Origin of the sequence: Gardnerella washingtoni (assembly GCF_049262705.1) — a bacterium.
Classification (GTDB): Bacteria; Actinomycetota; Actinomycetes; order Actinomycetales; family Bifidobacteriaceae; genus Bifidobacterium; species Bifidobacterium vaginale_D.
The window spans coordinates 1,424,955-1,447,276 of record NZ_CP058398.1; the positions used below are offsets into that span (position 1 = coordinate 1,424,955).

15 protein-coding genes and 1 tRNA gene are annotated in these 22,322 nt (G+C 42.6%); 6 read left to right on the plus strand and 10 right to left on the minus strand.

Annotated features, from left to right (window positions below):
- Positions 1–186 precede the first annotated feature (186 nt).
- Positions 187–918 carry an MIP/aquaporin family protein gene (locus HXT28_RS05640; RefSeq protein WP_032814561.1) on the minus strand — a complete coding sequence of 244 codons (732 nt, stop codon included), beginning with the start codon at positions 916–918 and terminating at the stop codon, positions 187–189.
- Positions 919–1,720: 802 nt separating this feature from the next.
- Here HXT28_RS05640 and HXT28_RS05645 point away from each other — a divergent pair.
- Positions 1,721–3,958, plus strand: coding sequence for an RNA degradosome polyphosphate kinase (locus HXT28_RS05645; protein ID WP_016636786.1), 2,238 nt, complete (start codon positions 1,721–1,723; stop codon positions 3,956–3,958).
- An 88-nt stretch (positions 3,959–4,046) separates the two neighbouring features.
- Here the strand turns inward: HXT28_RS05645 and HXT28_RS05650 are convergent, their stop codons facing one another.
- On the minus strand, positions 4,047–5,414 hold the full coding sequence (locus tag HXT28_RS05650; protein WP_064346753.1) for an ATP-binding protein: 1,368 nt from the start codon (positions 5,412–5,414) through the stop codon (positions 4,047–4,049).
- A gap of 510 nt (positions 5,415–5,924) precedes the next feature.
- Between HXT28_RS05650 and HXT28_RS05655 the strand changes: the two genes are divergently transcribed.
- The 3 genes from HXT28_RS05655 to upp all read left to right on the plus strand — a co-directional run bounded on the left by HXT28_RS05655 (position 5,925) and on the right by upp (position 8,738).
- On the plus strand, positions 5,925–7,094 hold the full coding sequence (locus tag HXT28_RS05655; protein WP_064346752.1) for an NUDIX hydrolase: 1,170 nt from the start codon (positions 5,925–5,927) through the stop codon (positions 7,092–7,094).
- A gap of 46 nt (positions 7,095–7,140) precedes the next feature.
- Positions 7,141–7,794, plus strand: a complete 654-nt coding sequence (locus HXT28_RS05660) for a thymidine phosphorylase (RefSeq protein WP_422113363.1) — start codon at positions 7,141–7,143, stop codon at positions 7,792–7,794.
- A gap of 305 nt (positions 7,795–8,099) precedes the next feature.
- Positions 8,100–8,738 (plus strand): uracil phosphoribosyltransferase, encoded by a 639-nt coding sequence (gene upp / locus HXT28_RS05665; protein WP_004114100.1) that lies wholly within the window; start codon positions 8,100–8,102, stop codon positions 8,736–8,738.
- Positions 8,739–8,892: 154 nt separating this feature from the next.
- Here upp and HXT28_RS05670 read toward each other — a convergent pair whose 3' ends face one another.
- The 7 genes from HXT28_RS05670 to ftsY all read right to left on the minus strand — a co-directional run bounded on the left by HXT28_RS05670 (position 8,893) and on the right by ftsY (position 19,419).
- Complete coding sequence (locus HXT28_RS05670; protein WP_422113364.1) at positions 8,893–10,242, minus strand: ATP-binding protein; 1,350 nt, start codon at positions 10,240–10,242, stop codon at positions 8,893–8,895.
- 279 nt (positions 10,243–10,521) lie between these two features.
- Entirely contained in the window at positions 10,522–11,319 is a 798-nt protein-coding gene (locus HXT28_RS05675; RefSeq protein ID WP_064346748.1) for a type 1 glutamine amidotransferase, read from the minus strand.
- A gap of 5 nt (positions 11,320–11,324) precedes the next feature.
- Complete coding sequence (locus HXT28_RS05680; protein ID WP_064346746.1) at positions 11,325–12,743, minus strand: Mur ligase family protein; 1,419 nt, start codon at positions 12,741–12,743, stop codon at positions 11,325–11,327.
- 6 nt (positions 12,744–12,749) lie between these two features.
- Positions 12,750–14,222 carry a replicative DNA helicase gene (gene dnaB / locus HXT28_RS05685; RefSeq protein ID WP_422113365.1) on the minus strand — a complete coding sequence of 491 codons (1,473 nt, stop codon included), beginning with the start codon at positions 14,220–14,222 and terminating at the stop codon, positions 12,750–12,752.
- Positions 14,223–14,322: 100 nt separating this feature from the next.
- The gene (locus tag HXT28_RS05690; protein WP_016636795.1) at positions 14,323–15,687 is read right to left on the minus strand and encodes an MATE family efflux transporter; all 1,365 of its coding nucleotides are present in this window, start codon (positions 15,685–15,687) and stop codon (positions 14,323–14,325) included.
- A gap of 508 nt (positions 15,688–16,195) precedes the next feature.
- Positions 16,196–18,037 carry an ammonium transporter gene (locus HXT28_RS05695; RefSeq protein ID WP_016636796.1) on the minus strand — a complete coding sequence of 614 codons (1,842 nt, stop codon included), beginning with the start codon at positions 18,035–18,037 and terminating at the stop codon, positions 16,196–16,198.
- A 179-nt stretch (positions 18,038–18,216) separates the two neighbouring features.
- On the minus strand, positions 18,217–19,419 hold the full coding sequence (gene ftsY / locus HXT28_RS05700; RefSeq protein ID WP_155639942.1) for a signal recognition particle-docking protein FtsY: 1,203 nt from the start codon (positions 19,417–19,419) through the stop codon (positions 18,217–18,219).
- Between the two features lie 178 nt (positions 19,420–19,597).
- Here ftsY and HXT28_RS05705 point away from each other — a divergent pair, with 178 nt between their 5' ends.
- Both HXT28_RS05705 and HXT28_RS05710 read left to right on the plus strand, forming a co-directional pair.
- The gene (locus HXT28_RS05705) at positions 19,598–19,858 is read left to right on the plus strand and encodes a mycoredoxin (RefSeq protein ID WP_016636798.1); all 261 of its coding nucleotides are present in this window, start codon (positions 19,598–19,600) and stop codon (positions 19,856–19,858) included.
- A gap of 71 nt (positions 19,859–19,929) precedes the next feature.
- Positions 19,930–20,002: transfer RNA gene (locus tag HXT28_RS05710), tRNA-Lys, on the plus strand.
- An 801-nt stretch (positions 20,003–20,803) separates the two neighbouring features.
- Here the strand turns inward: HXT28_RS05710 and HXT28_RS05715 are convergent.
- On the minus strand, positions 20,804–22,219 hold the full coding sequence (locus HXT28_RS05715; RefSeq protein ID WP_032814303.1) for a DUF4032 domain-containing protein: 1,416 nt from the start codon (positions 22,217–22,219) through the stop codon (positions 20,804–20,806).
- Positions 22,220–22,322: the final 103 nt, after the last annotated feature.

Here is a 22,322-nt window from a genome sequence, read left to right on the forward strand (position 1 = left end):
GATTTCGTCTTTCTTAAAATCTTTCTTAATATCTTTTCCAATATCTTTCTTAATAAGCACAAGTTTGCAAAGTATAAACTTGCAAAACAAAAAGCGCGTAACGCATTCATACTAGCATTACGCGCTTCTTACAATCGCAATAAACCGCAATCAATCATAATCAATCACAGTTACAAGCAAATGGTTTTATGCAAATAACGACTTATACATAACCACACCCAAGATTGCGCCGGCAATAGGAGCAATAACCGGAATCCACGCTTCACCCCAGCGAGAAGATCCCTTATGCGGAATTGGCAAAATTTCGTGAAGCAAACGCGGCATAAGATCACGAGCAGGATTCAAAGCAGGACCAGTTGGGCCGCCCATAGAAGTCACCAAACCCCAAACAACGAAGCCAACAACGATTGAAGCACCGGCCAAATTCTTCTCACCCCAAGGAGAAGTAAGGCAGCAAAGTGCAGCTAGAACAAGCACAAGCGTGCCGAAGAATTCGTTAAGGAAGTAGTTAAGTTTGTTGTTATAAGCATCCGTAGTGCAGAAAGTGCCAAGAATAGCTCCTGGCTCCTCAGTTTCGTTGTAGTGCGGTAAATAAGTTACGTACACAATAAGCTGGCCAACCAATGCACCCAAAAGCTGTGCAACAATATATGGAAGTACGTTTGCCCAAGGGAACATTCCGCAAACTGCTTGCGCAATTGTCATAGCAGGATTGATATGCGCGCCGGAAATTCCGCCAAACATGAGCACTGGGAACATAACACCAAAACCGTAGCCCATAGCAATATTTAACCAACCAGCATGGTGTCCTTTAGTATTTTTTAATTCAACGTTTGCAACAGCACCGTTTCCGAAAATCATAAGAATAGCAGTGCCAATAAATTCTGCAGCCAACGTTGCCATAAACGAATGTTGCATGGTCTTTCGATCCTTCTTACCTGTTTCAAACTCCACACACGTAATCACGCGTATAAATAACGACTCGTCGCTTAACAATCGTCCAACAACTCGCAATTGCGATTAGCACAGCATGGAACACAATATATTCTCATTTTCAAAGAAGCTAAGAAAATGAATTCCAACAATTATTCTTTGATAGTTTCCCTTATGCGTGCGACAGCCTGCATGAGCAGTAAAATCGCCCCCACATCAAAAGAGGCTCGCCACTTTGACGAGCCTCTTATCTACAAAAACAATATCTGCGGTTTCATCTGCACAACATCCTCGTTGCAACGGTTCAAGTCTTAAATATCCCGTCCAACGTCCACGGATTCTATATCCATACACTTTTGTGGGTTACCGCTATCTCTTTTTTGTTTTTGTAATTATTATTATCATCGTTTTTCGCCTAATAGTAAAGAGCAAATTAGCCTTTGTTAACATATTGTCACTACTGTTCAATTGCACACGAAAAATCGCAACTCTTGCGGCATTTTGTGAACATGCAAAGGTTGTCATGTGAATTTACGTTCACATCGCACAGCCATCGGCGTGTTGCGATACGATCTAAGAGCGGCGGCGCAAAGGTCGGTTTATCCTTTGCCGTCCTCTTGACAATGACGCGCCGTCGCACTCAACTAGCAATACTCCTCAAAAATCAGTCTTATTAAAAATCAATCTCAACTCGACTTCAAATTGTAACGACATTGCAATTAAATACCCTCTCACAACATCGACACTCAGTCGCGCACTTCTCTTACAGCGCATACAATTACAGAGTATGGTACAAATTTTTGACGCTCCCTCAAAGGCGATTCTGCGCGGTCAAATTGCAGAGCACATCGCCGAAGACGAAAAGGCAGAAAAACGTGAAGCTCGTGAGGGCGAGTTACCGTTGCCAAAAGATCGGTTCTTTGATCGAGAATTAAGCTGGTTGAAATTTAATCGCCGCGTGCTTGAGTTGGCACAAAATACCGATTTACCACTACTTGAACGCGCTAATTTTGCTGCTATCTTTGCGTCAAATCTCGACGAATTCTTTATGGTTCGAGTCGCAGGCTTAAAGCGTCGCATCGATTCCGGCATAGCAGTAACTGCAGCATCTGGATTAAGCCCTCGTCAGCAGTTGCGCGCTATTAGCGAGGTTACTCACCGCCGCCAAGATGAACATGCACATTATGTGATTGATCATATTCTCCCTGAGCTTGCGAAACAGCGCATTGTTTTGCTCAGCTGGGATAAGCTTACGGACTCAGAAAAGGCTCGCTTGTCTGATTACTACAAAAAGCAAGTTTTCCCTGTTCTTACGCCTCTTGCAGTGGATCCTGCTCACCCATTCCCATACATTTCCGGCAAGTCTATTAACTTGGCTGTTATCGTCGAAAATCCAAATTCTGGAAAGTCGCATTTTGCGCGTGTAAAAATTCCAGATAATTTGAACCGTCTTGTACCAGTTGACGATTTAACAGACGAAGAAGGTCGCGAAGAGCGCTACGGCTTCATCACTATGGAAAAGCTGATTGCAGCACACTTGGAATCGCTTTTCCCAGGCATGATTATTAAGGAAGCTCGTTCCTTCCGCGTTACACGCAACGAGGATATTGACGTTGAGGAAGATGACGCAGAAAATCTGCTCAACGCTATGGAGAAGGAACTTCTTCGCCGCCGCTTTGGACCGCCAATTCGTTTGGAAATTTCTAACGAGGCCAGCCCATTCCTTTCTCAGCTTCTTGCAAATCAGCTTCGCGTAAGCCCTGAGGAAGTCTATCGCTTGCCTTCGCCGCTTGATATGACGGTATTGTTTGAATTGCAGGCGCTTGATCGCCCAGATTTGAAGTATCGTCCGTTCATTCCTACTACGAACCGTCAGATTGCGGAAGTTGAAACTAGCCACGCGCAAGATATTTTCGCTTCTATTCGCGAGCATGACATTTTGTTGCATCATCCTTACGATTCGTTCTCTACTTCTGTGCAGGCATTCCTCGCGCAGGCTGCTGCGGATCCAAAAGTACTTGCAATTAAGCAGACTTTGTACCGTACGTCTAGCAATTCGCCAATTATTGACGCTCTTGTTGACGCAGCCCACGCCGGAAAGCAGGTACTCGCGCTGGTTGAGATTAAGGCACGATTTGACGAGGACGCAAATATTGCTTGGGCTCGTAAGCTTGAGCGCGCAGGCGTTCACGTTGTGTACGGCATTGTTGGTTTGAAGACTCACTGCAAGCTTTCACTCGTGGTACGCCAAGAAGCAGAAGGGTTGCGTCGCTACTGCCACGTTGGCACAGGTAATTACAATCCTAAGACTGCTCGCCTTTACACGGATTTGGGATTGCTTACTTGCGATCCTGTAGTCGGACAGGATTTGACTCGCTTGTTTAACCAGCTTTCCGGTTATGCTCCAAAGTCAAGCTTCCATCGCTTGCTTGTAGCTCCACGAACAGTTCGCACTGGCATTATTCAGCGTATTCACCGTGAGGAAGCCGCAGCACTTGCTGGCAAGGAAGCATGGATTAAGATTAAAGTCAATTCCGTAGTTGATGAGCAAACTATTGACGCTTTATACCGTGCTTCTCAAGCTGGCGTGAAGATTGATATTGTTGAGCGTGGAATTTGCTCACTGAAGCCTGGCATTGAGGGATTGAGTGAGAATATTCGCGTTCGCTCTATTCTTGGTCGATTCCTTGAGCACAGCCGTATTTACGCATTCGCTAATTCTTGTGGCCCGCAGATTGGTGACGGTCCTGCAAGTGGTCCAGAAGTGTGGATTGGCTCTGCAGATTTGATGCACCGCAATCTTGATCGTCGAGTTGAAACCCTAGTTCGCATTACTGCGCCTGATCAAGTTGAAGCATTAATTCAGTATGTTGATTTGCAAATGGCTAATTCTACAGTTTCCTGGTGGATGGATGGCGACGGCACGTATACCTTGCATTCTCGCGATAAGGAAGGCCGTCCGCTCGTTGACAGCCAGGCTTACTTGATTCATACTCACACGCGTAAGCCTCGCGGTGCGAACTAATCGCAAGTAATTAACAAACAATAAACAAGAGTCAGATTCAGTAACATGTTTCTGGCTCTTGTTGTGTTTATTATTCCTTCTAAACCGCCTAAATCTCAAGCGTTCCAGCGGCCAAATTGCCAGCCACAAACGGCATGAAATAAAATGGCATGGTCGCAATTTTCTGATTTGCGTCATAACCATAATTATTTTTAGAAACTTTTATTGCGAACTCAAACTTGTTATGCATTGCAAACTTATTTAGAGAATTAAGTGTTCCTCTGCCTTTTTTAACATCAATCGGGAAAAGTTTGTTATTTGATTCAACTATAAATTCCAATTCTGAATCTGATTTTCCGCGCCAATAAAACAGTTTTAAACCATTTGCGCTAAGTTCGTTTGCAACGTAATTTTCGAAGAAAATGCCAGATAGTGTATTGTCTCTTTCGTTTGAAATAAAAGATGCTGCATTCACTCCGCTTTGATACGAGAACATGCCAATATCGCACAAAAATAGTCGGAAATTGCTTTCGTTTTCTTGCATAAGTGGCATAGTTATATGCTCTTTGAGTTGGAACGACTGATTAACAATATGAGTCATAAGCAGCCACTGAATAGACGTTGCAAAATCTCTAGTCCTACCGTCTTTTTTAATAAGACCGGCTGAAAAGTTTTTTGACTCCTTATTAAGCTCCCTAAAAATATTTTCAAATAGAAGCCGAGATCTTAAAATTGACTCACTGCTTGCCTGATACAATTCCATGTCCGCAAGATAATTGTCATACAGCGAGCGCAAAATCTCACGCGTTTCCAGTAAATCTTTGCGCTCAATATATGCTTCTACCGCTTCTGGCATGCCTCCAATTAGCAGATATTTATACACTTCATTTAACGCAAGATTGTGAATTTCTGTAGGCAGCGCCTGCTTAGAATCATATGCTTCGCGCACCTTTGTGTAGAGAAGACTGTTGTTATTTAGTAGGAATTCACCAAAAGTCATTGGATAGATTGTTATCTGGTCGATTTTTCCTACAGGAAAAAGGAATTGGTCTTTTGCTGTTTTTTCAGCATTCTGCTTGCGAGATTCGCGATGCAATTTAATACGCACCATTGAGCCCGTTGCAATTACGTGAATTTTTCTAAAATCTTGGCAAAAATATTTAAGCGACGAAATAATGTTTGGACATTCTTGAATCTCGTCAAAAATCAGCAACGTGCTTTCATTTATAGGCTTTGAAAATCGCAAAGACAAGTATTCGATAATTTTTTCTGCGTTTGCTGTGCTTTCGCAAAAGTTACGAACCTCATCTTCTTTTTTAAGATCGATGTAAATATAACTATTTTTATAATATTTTTCCGCAAAAAGTTCTTTTACTAGATATGTTTTACCAACCTGGCGCGCACCCCATATAATTAGCGGCTTACGATTCGGTTTTATGTTCCAGGCGATTAATTTTTGTAATGCTAGTCGTTCCATGGCTTACTCTTTTTATTGTTGCTATTACAGCGATTATACCATTATTTGCCAGTTTTAGGATGTTTTTTGAGCAATTATTTGCCAGTTTTGGCATGTTTTTTACAACACCATTTGCCAGTTTTGGGAATTTTGGGTTACATAACAAAATATCTGATTTATTCAGCACATCTGCATCACAGTCATAAATGGGGTATCACAGTCACGGAAGTCAAAATGACTGTCATAAGTCTACGCATCTCGGTCAAAATACGTAAGCTCACTGTCAAAATATAGTAAATCATGTTCAAAATCGAAAAAATGACAGTCATGCATATGAAATCACTGCCATAGACGAGAAAAATGACAGTCACAGCACTTTCGTCACAGTCATAACCGTAATAAACGTAAGCAGCGCAAATATACGAAAATCAGCAACTAAATTGACTCTAACCAAATGGGCAAATAATCGAATTGCAATAAATAACCAAGCGCAACTAAAATTCGCGAAAGAAAAACGCTAAAATAGTGAATATGAGTGCAGTAACGACGCAATACGTTGAAGCAGCTGGCGGGATTATTTATCGCAAGCGCAATAGTACAAACAGCTCAAACGCAGGCGAAGATGCAAAAACAGGCAGCAGTGCAATAAAGCCTAGCGACGACGACTTTGAACTTTGCCTTGTTTACCGTCCTAAATATGACGATTGGAGCTGGCCAAAAGGAAAGAACGAGCCGAACGAATCGCATCGCCACACAGCTGTGCGCGAAGTTGGAGAAGAAACAGGATATTCAGTCGCGCTCGGCCCACACATCGCCAAAATAGAGTATCCACTTGAGCATGAAGGCAAAAAACAAGCCTCTAAAAACGGCAACGCATCACGCAATTCTCAGCCGGAAGTAATAAAGCGAATCCACTACTGGATGATGCGCCTAATCGATAAGCCAACTGCAGCGAAGCGTCTTCCTGCTTTCGGACCAATTAAGCCAGCTAAGCCTACTGAAATTGGCAATGTTTTATGGCTTACTCCTTCTCAAGCGCGCAAAAAACTTACTCACGATAGCGACCGCGAAGTGCTGGATGCTTTCTTAGAAAAGCTCCACGCAGGTCAAGCAGAATATAGCACGCTGCTTCTGGTGCGTCACGGAAAAGCTGAGTCTCGAAAAACTTGGCAAGGAAGCGAAGCCACTCGACCAATCACACCTCTTGGAGCAGCCACCTCCTACGCTCTAGGTCGCGAACTTGCCTGCTACGCGCCGAATAAAATCATATCGTCACCTTGGAAGCGTTGCGTTGAAACGGTTGCGGCTTTTGCGCACGACTCTTCACTTCCAATAGAACAAGTTGCGGAACTTACTGAAGATCATCACGAGAAACAACCAAAATCTACGCTATCTGTGCTTATAAAAGAAATACAAAATCTTGAGTGCAACGCACAAAATACAAGCGAAACTAGCAATGTAAGCACAGCCAACAGCACAAGCTTAGCCAACAGCGCAACAGTCATATGCTTGCACCGACCGGTTATTGGCACTTTCTTCGATTATTTGCGCGAAATAACAAAACCTAGAGCTCACAAGCGCATACTCAGTCAAAAATCTCCATACATGCCTACAGGAAGCGCAATAGTTTTGCACATAATTAATACCCCTAAAGGTGCTCGCATTATTGATATTGAAAAGGTTCTGCCAAGTGTCTACTAGTTTAAATTCACAATCGAGTTCTATTCATTCAAGCAGATCTGCTTTTATGCCAAGCCCTACTGGAGCTGCCCGTCCAAGCCGGCCTGCACAAATGGATCCTGCAATGCTAGCACAGATTGAAGGCGGCACAGACCCGCAGGTTGTAAACGAAATTAGCCACACCTCCGCCGCCGTTTTGCTTAACCGCGTTCATAAAACGCAGTCACCGGAAATCGTTGAACGCGTGCTGAATTTGGTTGAGAATGAAGGCATTGAAGTTATTGCAGATTTGTGGAGTAGCGCTGAAGCGGAATCTATTCCTGGAATGTTGTGGCGACTGTATTTACTGCGCATGTCGCTACGAAAACAGCGCGAAGCTTACGCTGAGTACTGGAGTCTTGGCGAGCCTGAAACAACAAGCGCTTCAGCTATTACAGGAATTGACGACGCTCCTACTGGAGAAGACATTGCACGACTTGCGGATTCTATTCTTTCTGGCGCTTTTACAGGCGATTTTGCTGTAGCGCTTTACCGATCTTCAGCTTTTACTTCGATTATTGCACGCGGAATGCGAGTTTACGCAAAAAAGTTAGACGAGCAAGCAAATACAATACACACGCAGAAAATTGCAAAGATTTTGCACACTTCCGCGAATATGAACGCACTTTCGTTATCTTTTGCTCATGGAGCGAAATTGTGGCGCGCAGGAAAGTTGGAATAAATTATTTTCGATTAAAATTGTGCGGCGCGTGAAAACAGAAAACAAGGTATACTCAAAATGATGCTGGCTTGTGTTTAAGCCCCGGGCTCCATTTTTTGCCGCTGCGAGCGGCGTTTGCGCCGACAGGCGCTTTCGCAAGTCAGTATCGTTTCTGTTCTGAGCCTTGAATTTTAAGTTTCAAATTTCAGATTTTGCTAAATAAGTTTAAATAAAATATATTTTTACTCAACATTTGTTTATATTTCGTGCAAAAATAACGGCACGCCGATAGCTTAACATGCCATGCTTGCATTACCCTAGAAGGTATGGATCTTCATGTTTTACATCATCCGCTGGTGGACCACAAGCTCACCGTTTTGCGTGATAAGAATACACCTTCTAACATTTTCCGCGAGTTGGTTTCCGAATTGGTAACCCTCGAAGCATACGAAGCAACCCGCAATTTGGAAGTTAGCGATCGCGAGATTGAAACTCCTATTTGCAAGATGACTGGCAAGCATTTGAACCGCCCACGCCCAATGGTTGTGCCGGTTTTGCGTGCTGGCCTCGGCATGCTCGACGGCATGACTCGCCTTCTTCCAACCGCTGAGGTTGGATTCCTTGGCATGAAGCGCGACGAGCAGACACTCGATATTGTCACTTATGCCAACCGTTTGCCAGAAGATTTGACCGGTCGTCAATGCTTCCTTCTTGACCCAATGCTTGCCACTGGTGGCACTCTTATTGCTGCTACGCATTATTTGGCGGAGCGCGGCGCTAAGGACGTTACTGCTATTAACATTTTGGCAGCTCCAGAAGGCTTAGAGCGCTTGGAGAAGGAGATTGATCCTTCTATTGACTTTAAGGTTGTTGTTTGCGCTGTTGACGAGCATTTGAACGACAAAGCTTATATCGTTCCAGGTCTTGGCGATGCTGGCGATCGCTTGTATGGCTTAATCGACTAATAGTCACTAGCTAAATCAAACGAAAACTAGAATCAAAAACTAAAATTCAAAACTACAAAACAGCCTGCTGATTTGCAACACTTTGCAAGTTCAGCAGGCTTTTGTGTTTATCAATCAATAAAAAAACCTGTTTGTTGTCAGGTTAAAAGGTAACTCACACGTTATTACAGGTTTTTTCTTTCAGAGCAAGTTCTATAAGCTTATCCGTGTAATCAGCCATAAATAACGGAATATTCAACATGTCATCATCTAGTTTTAGATTATTCAGCGAGAATCGTATACGTAATTTCGTTTGATTAGGAAATAATTCTTTAAACTTTTTCAAACTTCTACTATTAATATTTGCTTCAGATTTAACCTCAACAGGGAAAATATCATTTTCTCGTTGAATAAGAAAATCCACTTCATACGGCGGATTTGTTTGAGACCAGTATCTAGGCGTCACTTCAAATTGAGTAAGTAGCGCTTGCAAAACATAATTTTCTGTTAAAGCACCCTTAAACTCAGTAAACAGCCTATTGCCTTCCGCAAATGCAGTAGGAGCAAGTTGTGCTAATCGCCTTAACAAACCAACATCTGCCAAATAAATCTTAAAAGCAGATACATCATCATAAGCAGCAATAGGTAAATTCGGCGTAGTATTTCTATAAATTTTATACACCAATTGTGCCGACACAAGCCACTGCAAAGCGTCTTCATATTCTCTTGCCCGTGCACCATTTTTAACAACTTTATACAAGAATTTTTTGTTTTCACGCGCAAGTTGAGATGGAATAGAATTCCAAATCATTGATATTTTTGGAAATTCACTAACCTTAGGATGTTTTGCAAAATCTCGTTCATAAGCTGTTATAATCTCAAACAATGTCTCTTGCATTGCGTTCACATCTCGCGCTTTAGCCCACATCAAAACTGACTCAGGCATGCCTCCTGTAACATAATACATTTTTAATTTCTCGTATAACGGGTTAAAAAATGCGTCTGGAATCGGCTCTATTTTATCGATTTGTTCAATAAACTTCGCTAGATTTTCATCTCCATTAGCAAGTAAAAACTCCGTGAAATTCATTGGGTTTATTTGCATAAAATTAACTTTTCCAACTGGGAATGAAGATGGTTTTGCAAGCGTTATTCCAAGCAACGATCCAGCGCAAGCAACATGATATTGCGGAGCATTTTCACAAAAATATTTCATCGAGTTTATTACTTCTGGACAGTCTTGAACCTCGTCAAATATAATAAGCGTGTTTTCTGGTTCGATTTTTTGACCACTTGCAAGCATTAGGTTTTGTAAAATTCGCTCCACATTTTTAGTGGTTTCAAAGAATTGCTTATATTCTTTGTTTTCGTCGAAGTTAAAATAAGCAATATTTTTGTAGTAAAGCTTACCAAATTCTTTTAGTACCCAAGTTTTACCAACTTGACGCACGCCTTTTAATATCAATGGTTTACGATATGGTGAGTTCTTCCATGCTAAAAGTTTGCTCATAATCAGCCTTTTCATGATTACTCACCTTTCATCTTGCGTTACGCTATTAGATATTGCAGCCGTATTAACGCTTGGCTGTTTCTACGCTTAGCTTCACTGATGTTCCGTTATATTTTGCGTTATCTTTTATCGTGTATCACATTATTATATATGTTTTGGTGCATTTAATCACATAATTATACATATTTTAGTGTTTTTTATCACATAACTATACGCATTGAGTAACACTCAGCATAAAATAAAATAAAATAATCAATCAAATTTCTACTAAATCATGCATACACCTATGTTCATTCACCGCGGACGAGTTACAGCCACTTCGCGAGCACGCTCGGCTAATTCGTCTAGTTTAGCGAGCTCCGCGCGTTGAGCATCAGTTTGCTTGGGCGAAAATTCGCCGTAACGATTTTGCACAGCAGTACGGATTAAAAAGTCAGCCAGACGCGGATTTTTCGGCAAAACTGAGCCGTGCATATACGTCCCAATAACGTTGTATTTGCGCGCTCCTTCCGTGTGATCTTTGCCATTATTACCGCAATTTTCACTATCAACCAAGCCAAGTGGCTGCGTTCCATCTTCCAAGCTTGTGCGCCCAGAATGGTTCTCGTAGCCCACAATATCGCCAAAATCGGCGCTATGCTCCACAAGATTTCCAATCATGCGCACATCTTGACCAACCGTATGCTCTCCAAGTATGCCAATTCCTTGAAGTTTTTGTCCTTCAACGGTTTCAAAATACTCTCCAAAAAGCTGGTAAAGACCGCAAATCATAAGCATTGGAACACCATCTTCTGCAAGCCCACGAATCGCGTCCGCGCGTGCAAATAGATCTTCCGTGACTCTGCTCTGACCATGATCTTGACCACCTCCGCCAAGAATCATATCCACGCGCTCTGGCCATAAATCACCAACGTTGTACTCGTGTAGCACAGGCTTGTAACCGTACAATTCCGCTCGGCGCATAATCGTAAGCACATTGCCATAGTCGCCGTAAATATTCATGTCTTTTGGATATAGCGACACAATATCTAGCACGCGATTTTCGTTTTCAAAAGTAGCATTTGCTTTACTAATATCACTGGAACCATTCATGACTATTACTTTCCAACTCCAACGTCTTTAACTTCCGCAAGTTGCGCTAAAGCCGCGCGCACGCGAAGCATTGCAGTATATGTGCAATATATACGCTTAGCGTTTTTAGCATTGCCACTAAAATCGCCATTTACAAAAGCTTTAGTATCTTCTTCTAAATCCGTATTCACATTGCGAGCCGAGACTTTATCGTATTGCAGCCTCAAAGCCATATCCCATGCGCGAGTACCAGAAACACACGCAACTCCAGTACCACTAAAGCTTGCAAAATCAACGTCCCACAGCCAGCTCATGTCTCTACCGTCAGCGTATTCGTCACAAATTGCAATCATGGTATCGTGATTTTTCGGATGATCCGAAGCAATCGCAAGTCTAAAACCAATAGGATTCTTCACTAAAACAAGCTCAACAGGAGCGCCATTAACTTCAATTACTTCGCCTCTACCAAAAGCAGGAGTTACGTGAGAAATCGCTTCCATAAGCGCATCGTCGTCGAATTTTTGCAGCGTAGAATTTTGTTTTGCAGCGTCCGCCAAGATAGCACGAACTACCGTTGCTGCAGCAGCAGCGTTGAAAATATTGTAAGCGCCGTCGAGTTTTACAGATGTGGTTTTACGCTTGCCATCAAGTATAAACTCAGCCTCATGATCTCCAACTTTTGAAAGCACAACGTCTGCTTTAGGAAGATTGTTAGCCTTGCTTTCTGCAACATCTTCGCAATTTTCGCTTTTTTCAGAACTATTGTGCAAATCATCATCCGTCGGGAACATGCTTTTTACAGCGTCATCCAAACCAAAATATTGCACGCGAGTGCCGGAAGGAACAAAGCTTGCGAGCGCGCGAATACGCGGATCTTCACGATTTAGCACTACTGTTCCTTCGGTTGCAGCAGCTACGTTGCTTAATAGTTTTGCAGTTGTATCAATTTCGCCAAATCGGTCGAGTTGATCTCGCATAACGTTTAGCAATAAAGAGTAACGAGGTTTGACTTGATTTACAAAATGCACTGCGTACGCTTCGTCGAGCTCTAAAACTGCAATATCCGCATTTAGTTTTGTGCCAAAAGCCGGCATTGTTTTTGCAAGAGCTGCCACTACTCCTCTAGTAAAGTTTGAACCGGTTGGATTAGTAAATACGTTAAGTCCTGCGTCTCGCAGCATAGAAGTTACCATACGCGTTGTAGTAGTTTTGCCATTGGTACCAGAAATCAACACTATTCCGCACGGCAATGCTGCAAGAGTGCGCGCTAAAAAGCCAGAATCAAGACTCTCAATAACTTTACCCGGCAATGCGCTTCCACCATGGTGAAGCAGCCTAGAAAGCGCGCAAACAAGTTTCCCAACAGCAGGCATGGCAAAACTGTACCAATGCTTACGTAAATCTTTGCGAAACTTTTTATGCGATTTGCAATCACCGCTTAACATACTCAATCACACTCCCGCCTGCTGGTAGTCTTGCGGCATATCCATAAACTTGGAAGTTGCACCAAGGAACGCAAGATTAAACGTGTCTGTAGGGCCGTTACGATGCTTTGCCATAATAATATCGGCTTCGCCTGGGCGATCTTCCTTATTGTAAAAATCAGGGCGATGTACTAGGAACACCACATCGGCATCTTGCTCGATAGAACCAGATTCACGCAAATCCGAAAGCTGCGGCTTCTTATCGTTTCGCATTTCTGGCCCACGGTTAAGCTGACTTAGAGCAACAACCGGCACTTCAAGCTCTTTAGCAAGCAACTTCAGCGCACGCGAGAATTCCGAAACTTCTTGCTGACGGCTTTCCACACGCTTGCCAGAACTCATAAGCTGAAGATAATCAATAACTACCAGTTTCAAATCATTCGTCTGTTTGAGCCTACGACATTTTGCACGAATTTCCATCAAGCTCATATTGGGACTGTCGTCAATAAAAAGCGGAGCGTTCTGCATTTTTGTCCAGAAATTATTGAGAGTATTCCAACGATCTGGAGTAATATCTTCTGCTCTTCGCATGGCAGCGAGTGGAATATTAGTTTCTGCAGCAATAATACGTTGAGCTAATTCTACTTTGCTCATTTCTAGAGAGAACACAATAGATGTCATATTGTGGTGAAGAGCAGCTGAACGAGCGAAATCAATGCCAAGTGTTGACTTACCCATAGCTGGGCGACCAGCAACAACAATCATTTGACCCGGCTGCAAACCCTGCGTAACTTCGTCAATATCACGAAATCCTGTTGGCACACCCTGCTCAAGCTCATGATTTTGTAATTTATCGAGTTGATCAAGAGTATTTTGTAAAATTGGGCCGATAGCAACATAATCTTGACGCACTTTGCCAGCGCTCATTTCATACACTTCTGATTGCGCAAGATTCACAATATCTTCCGCTTGAACACCAGAAGCAGAATAGCCCATTTGTGCAATTTTAGTGCCAGCAGTAATAACATTACGTAATATGGCATTTTGGTGCACAATATCCGCATAATACATTGCGTTTGCAGCTGTTGGCACGGAAGCTACTAAGCTGTGCAAATAGTCAGCTCCACCAACTTTATCGAGATTTCCATCCTTCATTAATTCGTTGGCTACCAGCACAACATCAACAGGTTGGGATCCTGCAAAAAGCGTAAGAATAGCATCGTAAATTGTTTGATGCTGCGGTTGGTAAAAATCCGCTGTTTCTAGTACCTGCGATACTTCGCCAATAGCATCTTTGCTCATCAGCATTCCACCAAGCACTGCCATCTCCGCATCAGCATCGTGTGGAGGAACTCGATCAAACAAGGTAGCACCACTTGTTTCATCAGCATTACGAGACGCACCAGAACCATATATTGGGGCGCCAACATTGCCACCGCGATTACTTCCAGAGTGACTTACATTGCCCTTAGTAGACTGCCACATATCATTATCTGCCATAAAAACGAGTATAAGCGCGCGCACGTATTACAATACAAAACTATAAGCCACCCACGAATACTCTTAATAAAAATATTGTTGGTTGCCATAGAAATTTTCTTTATAATTTTAGCGCAGAATCCATCCACGCATCATTTCTAATACGCAAACTATTCCCCACTGCACGACCACCAATATAAGCGATATTCAACACAACCCATAATGCAGTAGTTCGTATTACGTCGTTCGTATGAAAAACAATGTTACTAACGCTTGCAAGCAGCAATGCAGATAAATATACAACAGCCATTGCCGAACATGCCTTTGCCAAATAGGGGTGGTCTCCAGCGCCAATTAATACACCATCCAATGCCCACATCCACCCCGCAAGAGGTAAAAATAAACCCAGAATTGTCATACCAATGGAAACAAGGAGTTGAATATCTGCGCGTGGGCTGAACAGCGAAGGACAACTCCAACCCACGATAATCATGAATAAACCGACTGCCACACTACTTAAAGCACCAACTTGTGCACAAATACGCGTAATCATCCCTGCTTGCTTACGAAGACCTGCTCCAAGTGCCGCTGCAACAATAGTTTGCGCTGCAATACCAATAGCATCTAAAATATTCATAACAAAATTCCAACAGGAATTAGTAACCTGATACGCAGCAAGAGTATTGGTACCGAGTCTTGCTGCCGTAACTACCGTAGCCACCATGCACGTACGCAACGCGAGCGTACGAATAAAAAGCGGCACACCACTTCCAGCAGAATGCAAAATTTGTCGAAAATGCGGTCGAAGTCGCGCACCACTCTGCACAGCCCACATAACTGCTGGAACAGTAAGCACAAAACCCATATACCATTGCGCAAGCATAGTGGCAATACCAGAACCAGCAATACCCATCTTGAGGTAAAAAACTGCGATTATATCAAGAATAGTATTAAGTATGGCACCACTTATTGCTGCGAATAATGTAATACTTACCTTACGTAAACCACGAAATATGCCATTTGCAGCATATACAAGCAGCATCGCAGGCAATCCAGGCATAACCATTTGTGTATACACAATAGCATTTTGCAATGTAGATCCGCGCGCGCCTATTGCGTAGCATAACGGTTCAGCGGCAAAAATAAGTATGACTGTAAGAATTACACCAAGAAATAATGCAAGCCACAAGCCATCCATCCCAACACTAAAACCTTCTCGACGTTTACCTGCGCCTAAAAGACGCGCAACTTGCGAAGTCGTATTATATGCCAAGAATAAACAAAGACCGGTGGTTGTAAGCAATACTGTTGAGCCAATAGAAAGCCCTGCGAGTGCACTTCGTCCAATATGGCCAATAATAGCAGTGTCAATAAGAACGAATGCCGGTTCAGCAACAAGCTGACCAAAAGTAGGCAGTGCAAGTAACCAAATATTGCGAAGTACCTCTCCTCTAGAAGATGCAATATCACTCATTGCAGGAGACATGTGCGAATGAATAGTCGATAAATGCGTATCTTGAGTATGCGCATGCAGCGCAGATTGCGATGATTTTGGAATATTGCAAGATATTGTGTCAATATCTTGATTATTTAACTCCCGATTAGTCATAATGCTTTCATTCTACAGGCATGTTTCTTCAAGAAGTTGCCCCCACTTGTATAATCAATTTCTCAATTATCTAACATAAATATTATGAAATCGCAAGTTGAAATACCAATTCAGAGAAGTTATCCGCAGGATATCCACATTGTTATCCCCAATATGTGGACAATTTTGCAAAATATCCACTTAGACACGCCTAGAATGTGGACAACTCCTCTTTTTATGCACATCACCTACTTCGTGCGTGTCAAAAATTCTTTTTACCCACCAAAAAGATTCTGTGACAAATCTCAACACACAAAAACCGCATATCTTAAATAAGACATGCGGTTTATCATCTGTACGTATTCTTGTGAAATATTCTGATACGCACTATGGATTGGTTTAATGGCTAATTTGTTGCATTGTTACGAGACTTATGAGATTTTTTCTTAGCTTGTTTAGCTTCATCTTCTCCCGCAACTTTCTTATCTGCCGCGACTGCAGATTCTTCTTTGATATCAGAATCACCATTATCTGATTTTTCATCATCAGAATCATCATTATCCGCTTCCGCATGATTATTCTCGACATCACACTCTTCATCTTCCGCGGTATCTGCACCTGTAGTATCGGATTCTTCAAACTCAGGAGCACTATCAGGAGCACTATCATCCATCGTAATATCCACTGAAGTAAGAACAGCCATCTGCGTTTTACTTGAATCATCATCAGTAAGCGCAACAACAGCGCCTTCATGGCTTTGCGCGATTGTCGAGAAATCATAAGCACGTTCGCCTTGATCTGCTAAATCGACGCCATTACGTTCCTTATCTTCAGAAATACGCCATCCGAAAAGTTTTTCAAGAGCAAAAGCAACAACAGCTGTTACAGCACCCGAGTAAAGCACTGTAATACCAATTAAGCAAAGCTGCGCAACAAGCTGATGCCAATCGCCAACTGCAAGCAAGCCAGAACCGTCCGCGAAGAAGCCTACTGCAAGCACGCCAATAAGAGCTGCCACACCATTCACGCTCATTACGTGCAAAGCTCCGTCATAACGCATAAAAGTACGAGAATGCGTTACCAAAGAAGTAATAACACCAACAAGAATACCCAATACTAAAGCCCATAGCGGCGCAATAACATCTGCTGCAGCTGCACTAGCAGACAAACCCGCCATAACTCCAGACGCAGCACCCACAGCTGAGAAGCAACCAGAACGCAAACGCTCAGTTACACCCCAGGCCAGCATTGATGCAGATGCAGTAATCGTAGAACTTATCCAAGCATAACCAGCAACACCTGGCACACCAGCAGAAGAACCAATCATTAAACCGAGCCAGCCAAACCAAATTAAGAAGATTCCTAGCATAACAAAAGGCACATTATGCGGCTGACGAACAGCATCATTTTCAACGGATGTCTGAGCAGAGGAAGATTCAGCAACTTCAGCTACAGTAGCAACTGGGGAAACAACGGATTCCGCATCAGAATTATCCTGTGCTTTAGCAACATCAGCCCACAATGCTCGGGATAGGCGACTTTTAGCATTACGGGAATTAGTTTTAGCAGATACCAAACCTGCTCCCGTTCCAACATGCGCCACATTCTTAATATGCAACACTAAACGCCCCAACGGGAAATGAGCGTGACCACCGATAATCATAACAATTGCGAAAGCAGAAACAGCAGCAGCAATATGCAGTAAAGATCCGCCAGCAAAATCATGCACCTGAATACCTAATGCCTGCGAAATAGCACCATTAGGAGATAGCAATCCTCCACCGCAAACCATATGCGCAAGCGGAGCAAATACTAACGTAACCCATACAGCAACAAAAATAAGCCAAATAGCGTAACGTACACGTCCAGCTAATGCTCCAGTAATCAAAGCAACTGCAACAACTGCACAAGCCAAACGAAATGCAGCAGGAATTCCACCCGCCAAGCCAGAATTAGCATCCATAGATGTAAATACACCATGATCTGCAACCATAGAGTCGCGGAACAGCAACCCACTTAATGGATCGCCAACAATACCGCCAACCATATCTTTACCAGCAAAAGCTAGTGACCACCCCCACAAAGTCCATACAAGCGTTGTAACAGCGATAGCGCCAGCAGATAACATCATCATATTTACCATGGAAGTAGCGCGTTCACGACCGCCATAAAATAGGGCAATACCCGGCGTGATGATAAACACCAATGCGCCAGCCAACAACGCCCACTGCGGATCCATTGTGGTCATTTTTCACCTCAATTATTTTAAGCATCGCAACAATATATCGTCGCAACTGAAGTATTATGTTTAATAACTATTGTACCGAGAAATTCATATTGCAAAAATCACGAAATTCAGCAAATATGACATCCCCACTTCTGCAGAAAAACCGCTACATAATAGGTAGTCATTCTCTGCTGATTAGTTTATGCCAATAAACCATCTACGAAACTTTGTGCATCAAATGGCATTAAATCATCTGGGCCTTCTCCCAAACCCACTAGCTTCACTGGCACACCTAGTTCACGCTGCACAGCAACAACAATGCCGCCTTTGGCAGAACCATCAAGCTTAGTAAGAGCTACACCAGTAATACCAATAGCCTCAGCAAATACTTTGGCTTGAGATAAACCATTTTGACCAGTCGTAGCATCCAGCACCAGCAATACTTCGTCAACAGGGATAGTTTTTTCTACAACTCTACGAATTTTGCCAAGTTCATCCATCAAATTTGCTTTATTTTGCAGACGACCAGCGGTATCTATAATCAGCACATCTGCTTGTTGTTCTGTTGCTTTACTTGCTGCAACAAAAGCAACAGATGCAGGATCAGCACCGTCTTTATCTGCACGCACAACTGGCACATGCACTGCAGAAGCCCAAGTTTCAAGTTGATCCGCTGCAGCAGCGCGGAATGTATCTGCTGCAGCACACATTACTGAACGATGCTGAGCCACAAATAATCGTGCTAATTTACCAGCCGTAGTGGTTTTCCCGGTTCCATTAACACCAACCATCATAATAACACTTGGATGATTCGCTTCCGGCTTGTCTGCGTTCAGACGACGATCCGTATCCTCACCTACTACTTCTAGAAGTTTTGTACGCAATGTCAAACGTACATCTTCAGCACTAGCAGTACCGGAAATACGTGCATCTTTACGCAGTTCTTCTACTAATTCTTCACTAGCTTGGGTGCCAACATCAGCCATAAGTAACGTATCTTCTACATCTTCCCAATCTTCTTCTGAAAGATGGTCTTTGCTGATGATATTAAAAAGCACGCGTCCAAACGGATTCCTGCTACGAGATAAATGTTCACGGAGACGCTTCAAACGAGACGGTGCGCTTTCTGGCAGAAGTTCAGTTTCGGTTTCTCTTGCAGTCTCTAGTTGCTGCTTACATTCTTGTCCTGACTCTGTTACAGCCTTTGATTTCAGTTCCGACTTAGATTTATTGGCTTCAACGTTATTGGTTTCATCCAAATTACCAACACTTTTAGGAATTGACGGTCCATGATTATTGCCAAAAATACGCAAAATCACCGCAGCAGTCACCAACAAGATAGCAACAATTACAGCCGCAACTACAAACCAAACTACCATGTTCATATCCATAACCATGTTCATGACATTAAGCCTATGAAAGTCAAGGGACAGTGGCAATACATTTCACTATTTTTTCTCATCTTTATTACATTGCATAATAAACTATCGCAGCATCGAAGAATCTATTACACTAATAAAAGCAATTGATACTGCACTAAGCAAGTGAATTTCACATTCGCGATTTACACTAAGGAGCACTATGTCAGATCAAATAACCGTGGAAGTATATGGCGCAGATTGGTGTGGTGACTGCAAAAGAGCTAAGTCTGCATTGAATCAATATGGCGTGGCATTTACTTGGCATGATATTGAAACAGAAGCAGGAGCTGCAGATAAAGCAGTTGAGATTAGCGGTCAAAAGCATATTCCAGTAGTTACTTTTGCAGACAATACTTTTATGGTGGAACCATCCGCAACACAAATCAAAACAAAACTGGAATCACTTGGAATACTGAAATAATTTGTTTATAACACGCCAAATATCCATGAGATTCACTTCGTCTCTTCAATGTAGTATACTTGGCGATTGTTGCCCCTTTAGCTCAATTGGCAGAGCAGAGTCCTTTTAAGTCTTGGGTTGTGGGTTCGAGTCCCACAGGGGGCACTTTGTGGTGTCTCAGCAGATATGTCCTCGCATTCCGCTGAGATTTTTTATTTTCTATCATATGTCTCAGCGCATATCTCCGCTTTTGCGTTTATTTCAAATGGTAAACTAAGTTCGTTTTTAATAGTTTGAAATAATGGGTTATAGGCCAAAAAGTGTGTAAAACTATGATGATGAATATTATGTGTCTATAATCCATAATCTAAACAGCATTAAAAACTTAGCTAACAAACTGAGAAAGAACAGTCATATGTTACTGGTGCAGTACGTAATCTGCATTAGTAACGAATAATTGCGATTTAGCGTTATTCGCGCAGTACGTAATCTGCATTAGTAACGAATAATTGCGATTTAGCGTTATTCGCGCAGTACGTAATCTGCATTAGTAACGAATAATTGCGATTTAGCGTTATTCGCGCAGTACGTAATCTGCATTAGTAACAAAGTTTGACGATTTATTGTTAAATATTCAGCTAATACCTACTTTGAACGCCGCTTAGCATAAGAAATAACCCACATTCGATATACATTGAGCCTTACTGCTATAAGGGTTATGAGCTTATTTTTTACACACTTTTTGTCCGGGTGGCGAATGTGCAGCAAACAGATTCGATTACCGCAAAACACTTGTATTACAATGCGTGAGACATGATTTCTTACACACTTTTTGGCCTATAACCCGAAATAATAGAAAAAACGAGGGAGCCGAAGCTCCCTCTGCAAAATCTGCTTAAAAATCGAAGACGACGACATGCGTCGACCTTATTGAGAATTAGCTTTTAATTATATAACATTCATTATTTAACTCGCCCAAACGCTAGCATCTTGATCGTATTCATCAGCAGTAACTTCGGCATTATTTGATTGTGAATATGTATATTCATCATCAATAACACCAGAATCAGCATCAGCATTAATAGCAGCAAGGACACGCTTATCCATTTTGTACTGCGGAAGAACATTTTTAATGTAACTCGTCACAGCATCTTGCATAGCAACATCATGACCAACTTTTTCTGCCATAAACCAGCGATGATCAAGTACCTCGTGGAAGAACTGAGCTGGCTCAATTTGCGAACGAAATTCAGGAGGAATCATACGAACTGTTGGCTCAAAAATTTCACGCATCCAATCGGTTGCAACAATTTCTAATTCTTCGCCTTGTCTCCACGTTGAAGTGCGATACGCATCCAAATCGTTTAACAACCTTCGAGCCTGATTCTCTTGAACATCCAATCCAGTAAGACGAAGAAGTTTGCGGGAAGCATAGCCAGCATCCACAACTCGAGGTCGAACCAAAACCCTTCGACCATCTTCTGAAGTCTTCATCTCCAACTCATCAACATCGAAACCAAGCTCATTGAGACGATTAACACGACGTTCAATTCGCCACATCTCATCAGGACTGAACTTATCAACGTCAGTAAGCGTACTCCAAAGCGAGTGATAACGATCTACTAGACGATTGCCTATGCTGATCTCATCTACTTCTGTCGGCAAGAGCTGACCAGAGCTCAAATCCATAAGCTCACCAATAATATTGGTTCGAGCTAGATCAATATCGTATTCTCGTTGACCCTCTGTTAAGCTCCCGTGCAAATCACCAGTTTCCGCGTCAACTAGGAACGCAGAAAAAGCATCTGCATCTCGCAAAAACAGCACGTTAGAAAGCGACACATCACCCCAATAGAAGCCAGAAAGATGCAAACGTACCATAAGAACAGCGAGCGCATCGATAAGACGCTCTGCAGTATCAGGACGTAATGTGCGAGCAAATAACGCTCGATAAGGCAGTGAGAATTTTAAATGCCTTGTTACTAACATTGCCTCAAGCTTTTCACCATTAGCATCATGGCGTCCTGCAACAACAGCTATAGGAGTAACCGTAGGCAATTCAAGTTTACGGAGTCTACGCAAAAGCTCATATTCTCGTTCAGCAACTTGCCGAGTAATTTCCTTCATTGCATACACTTCGTCACCAACATGAACGAAGCGCACAACGTGACGCGAAATACCGCGTGGCAAATTCACAAACAAATCAGCAGGCCATTGGGATAATGGTAATTCCCAAGGAAGCATAAACATTTTTGGGTTTGAACTAGCCGCAGTAATCTTAAGCGTCTGCGGTTCTTGAGACGACGCACTCTCGTCCTGTGCAGAAACCGAAGTCGCCTGCACAGCGCGCGGGTCTAGCTGAGGAGCGTCATTCCATTCCATAAAGTTCATGTACCAATCAAGCTCATGTCAACAATGCCTCTTGCATTCCATATGTAACGCAGATTCATTGCTGGCGAATTATTGATAACAACTATACATAATA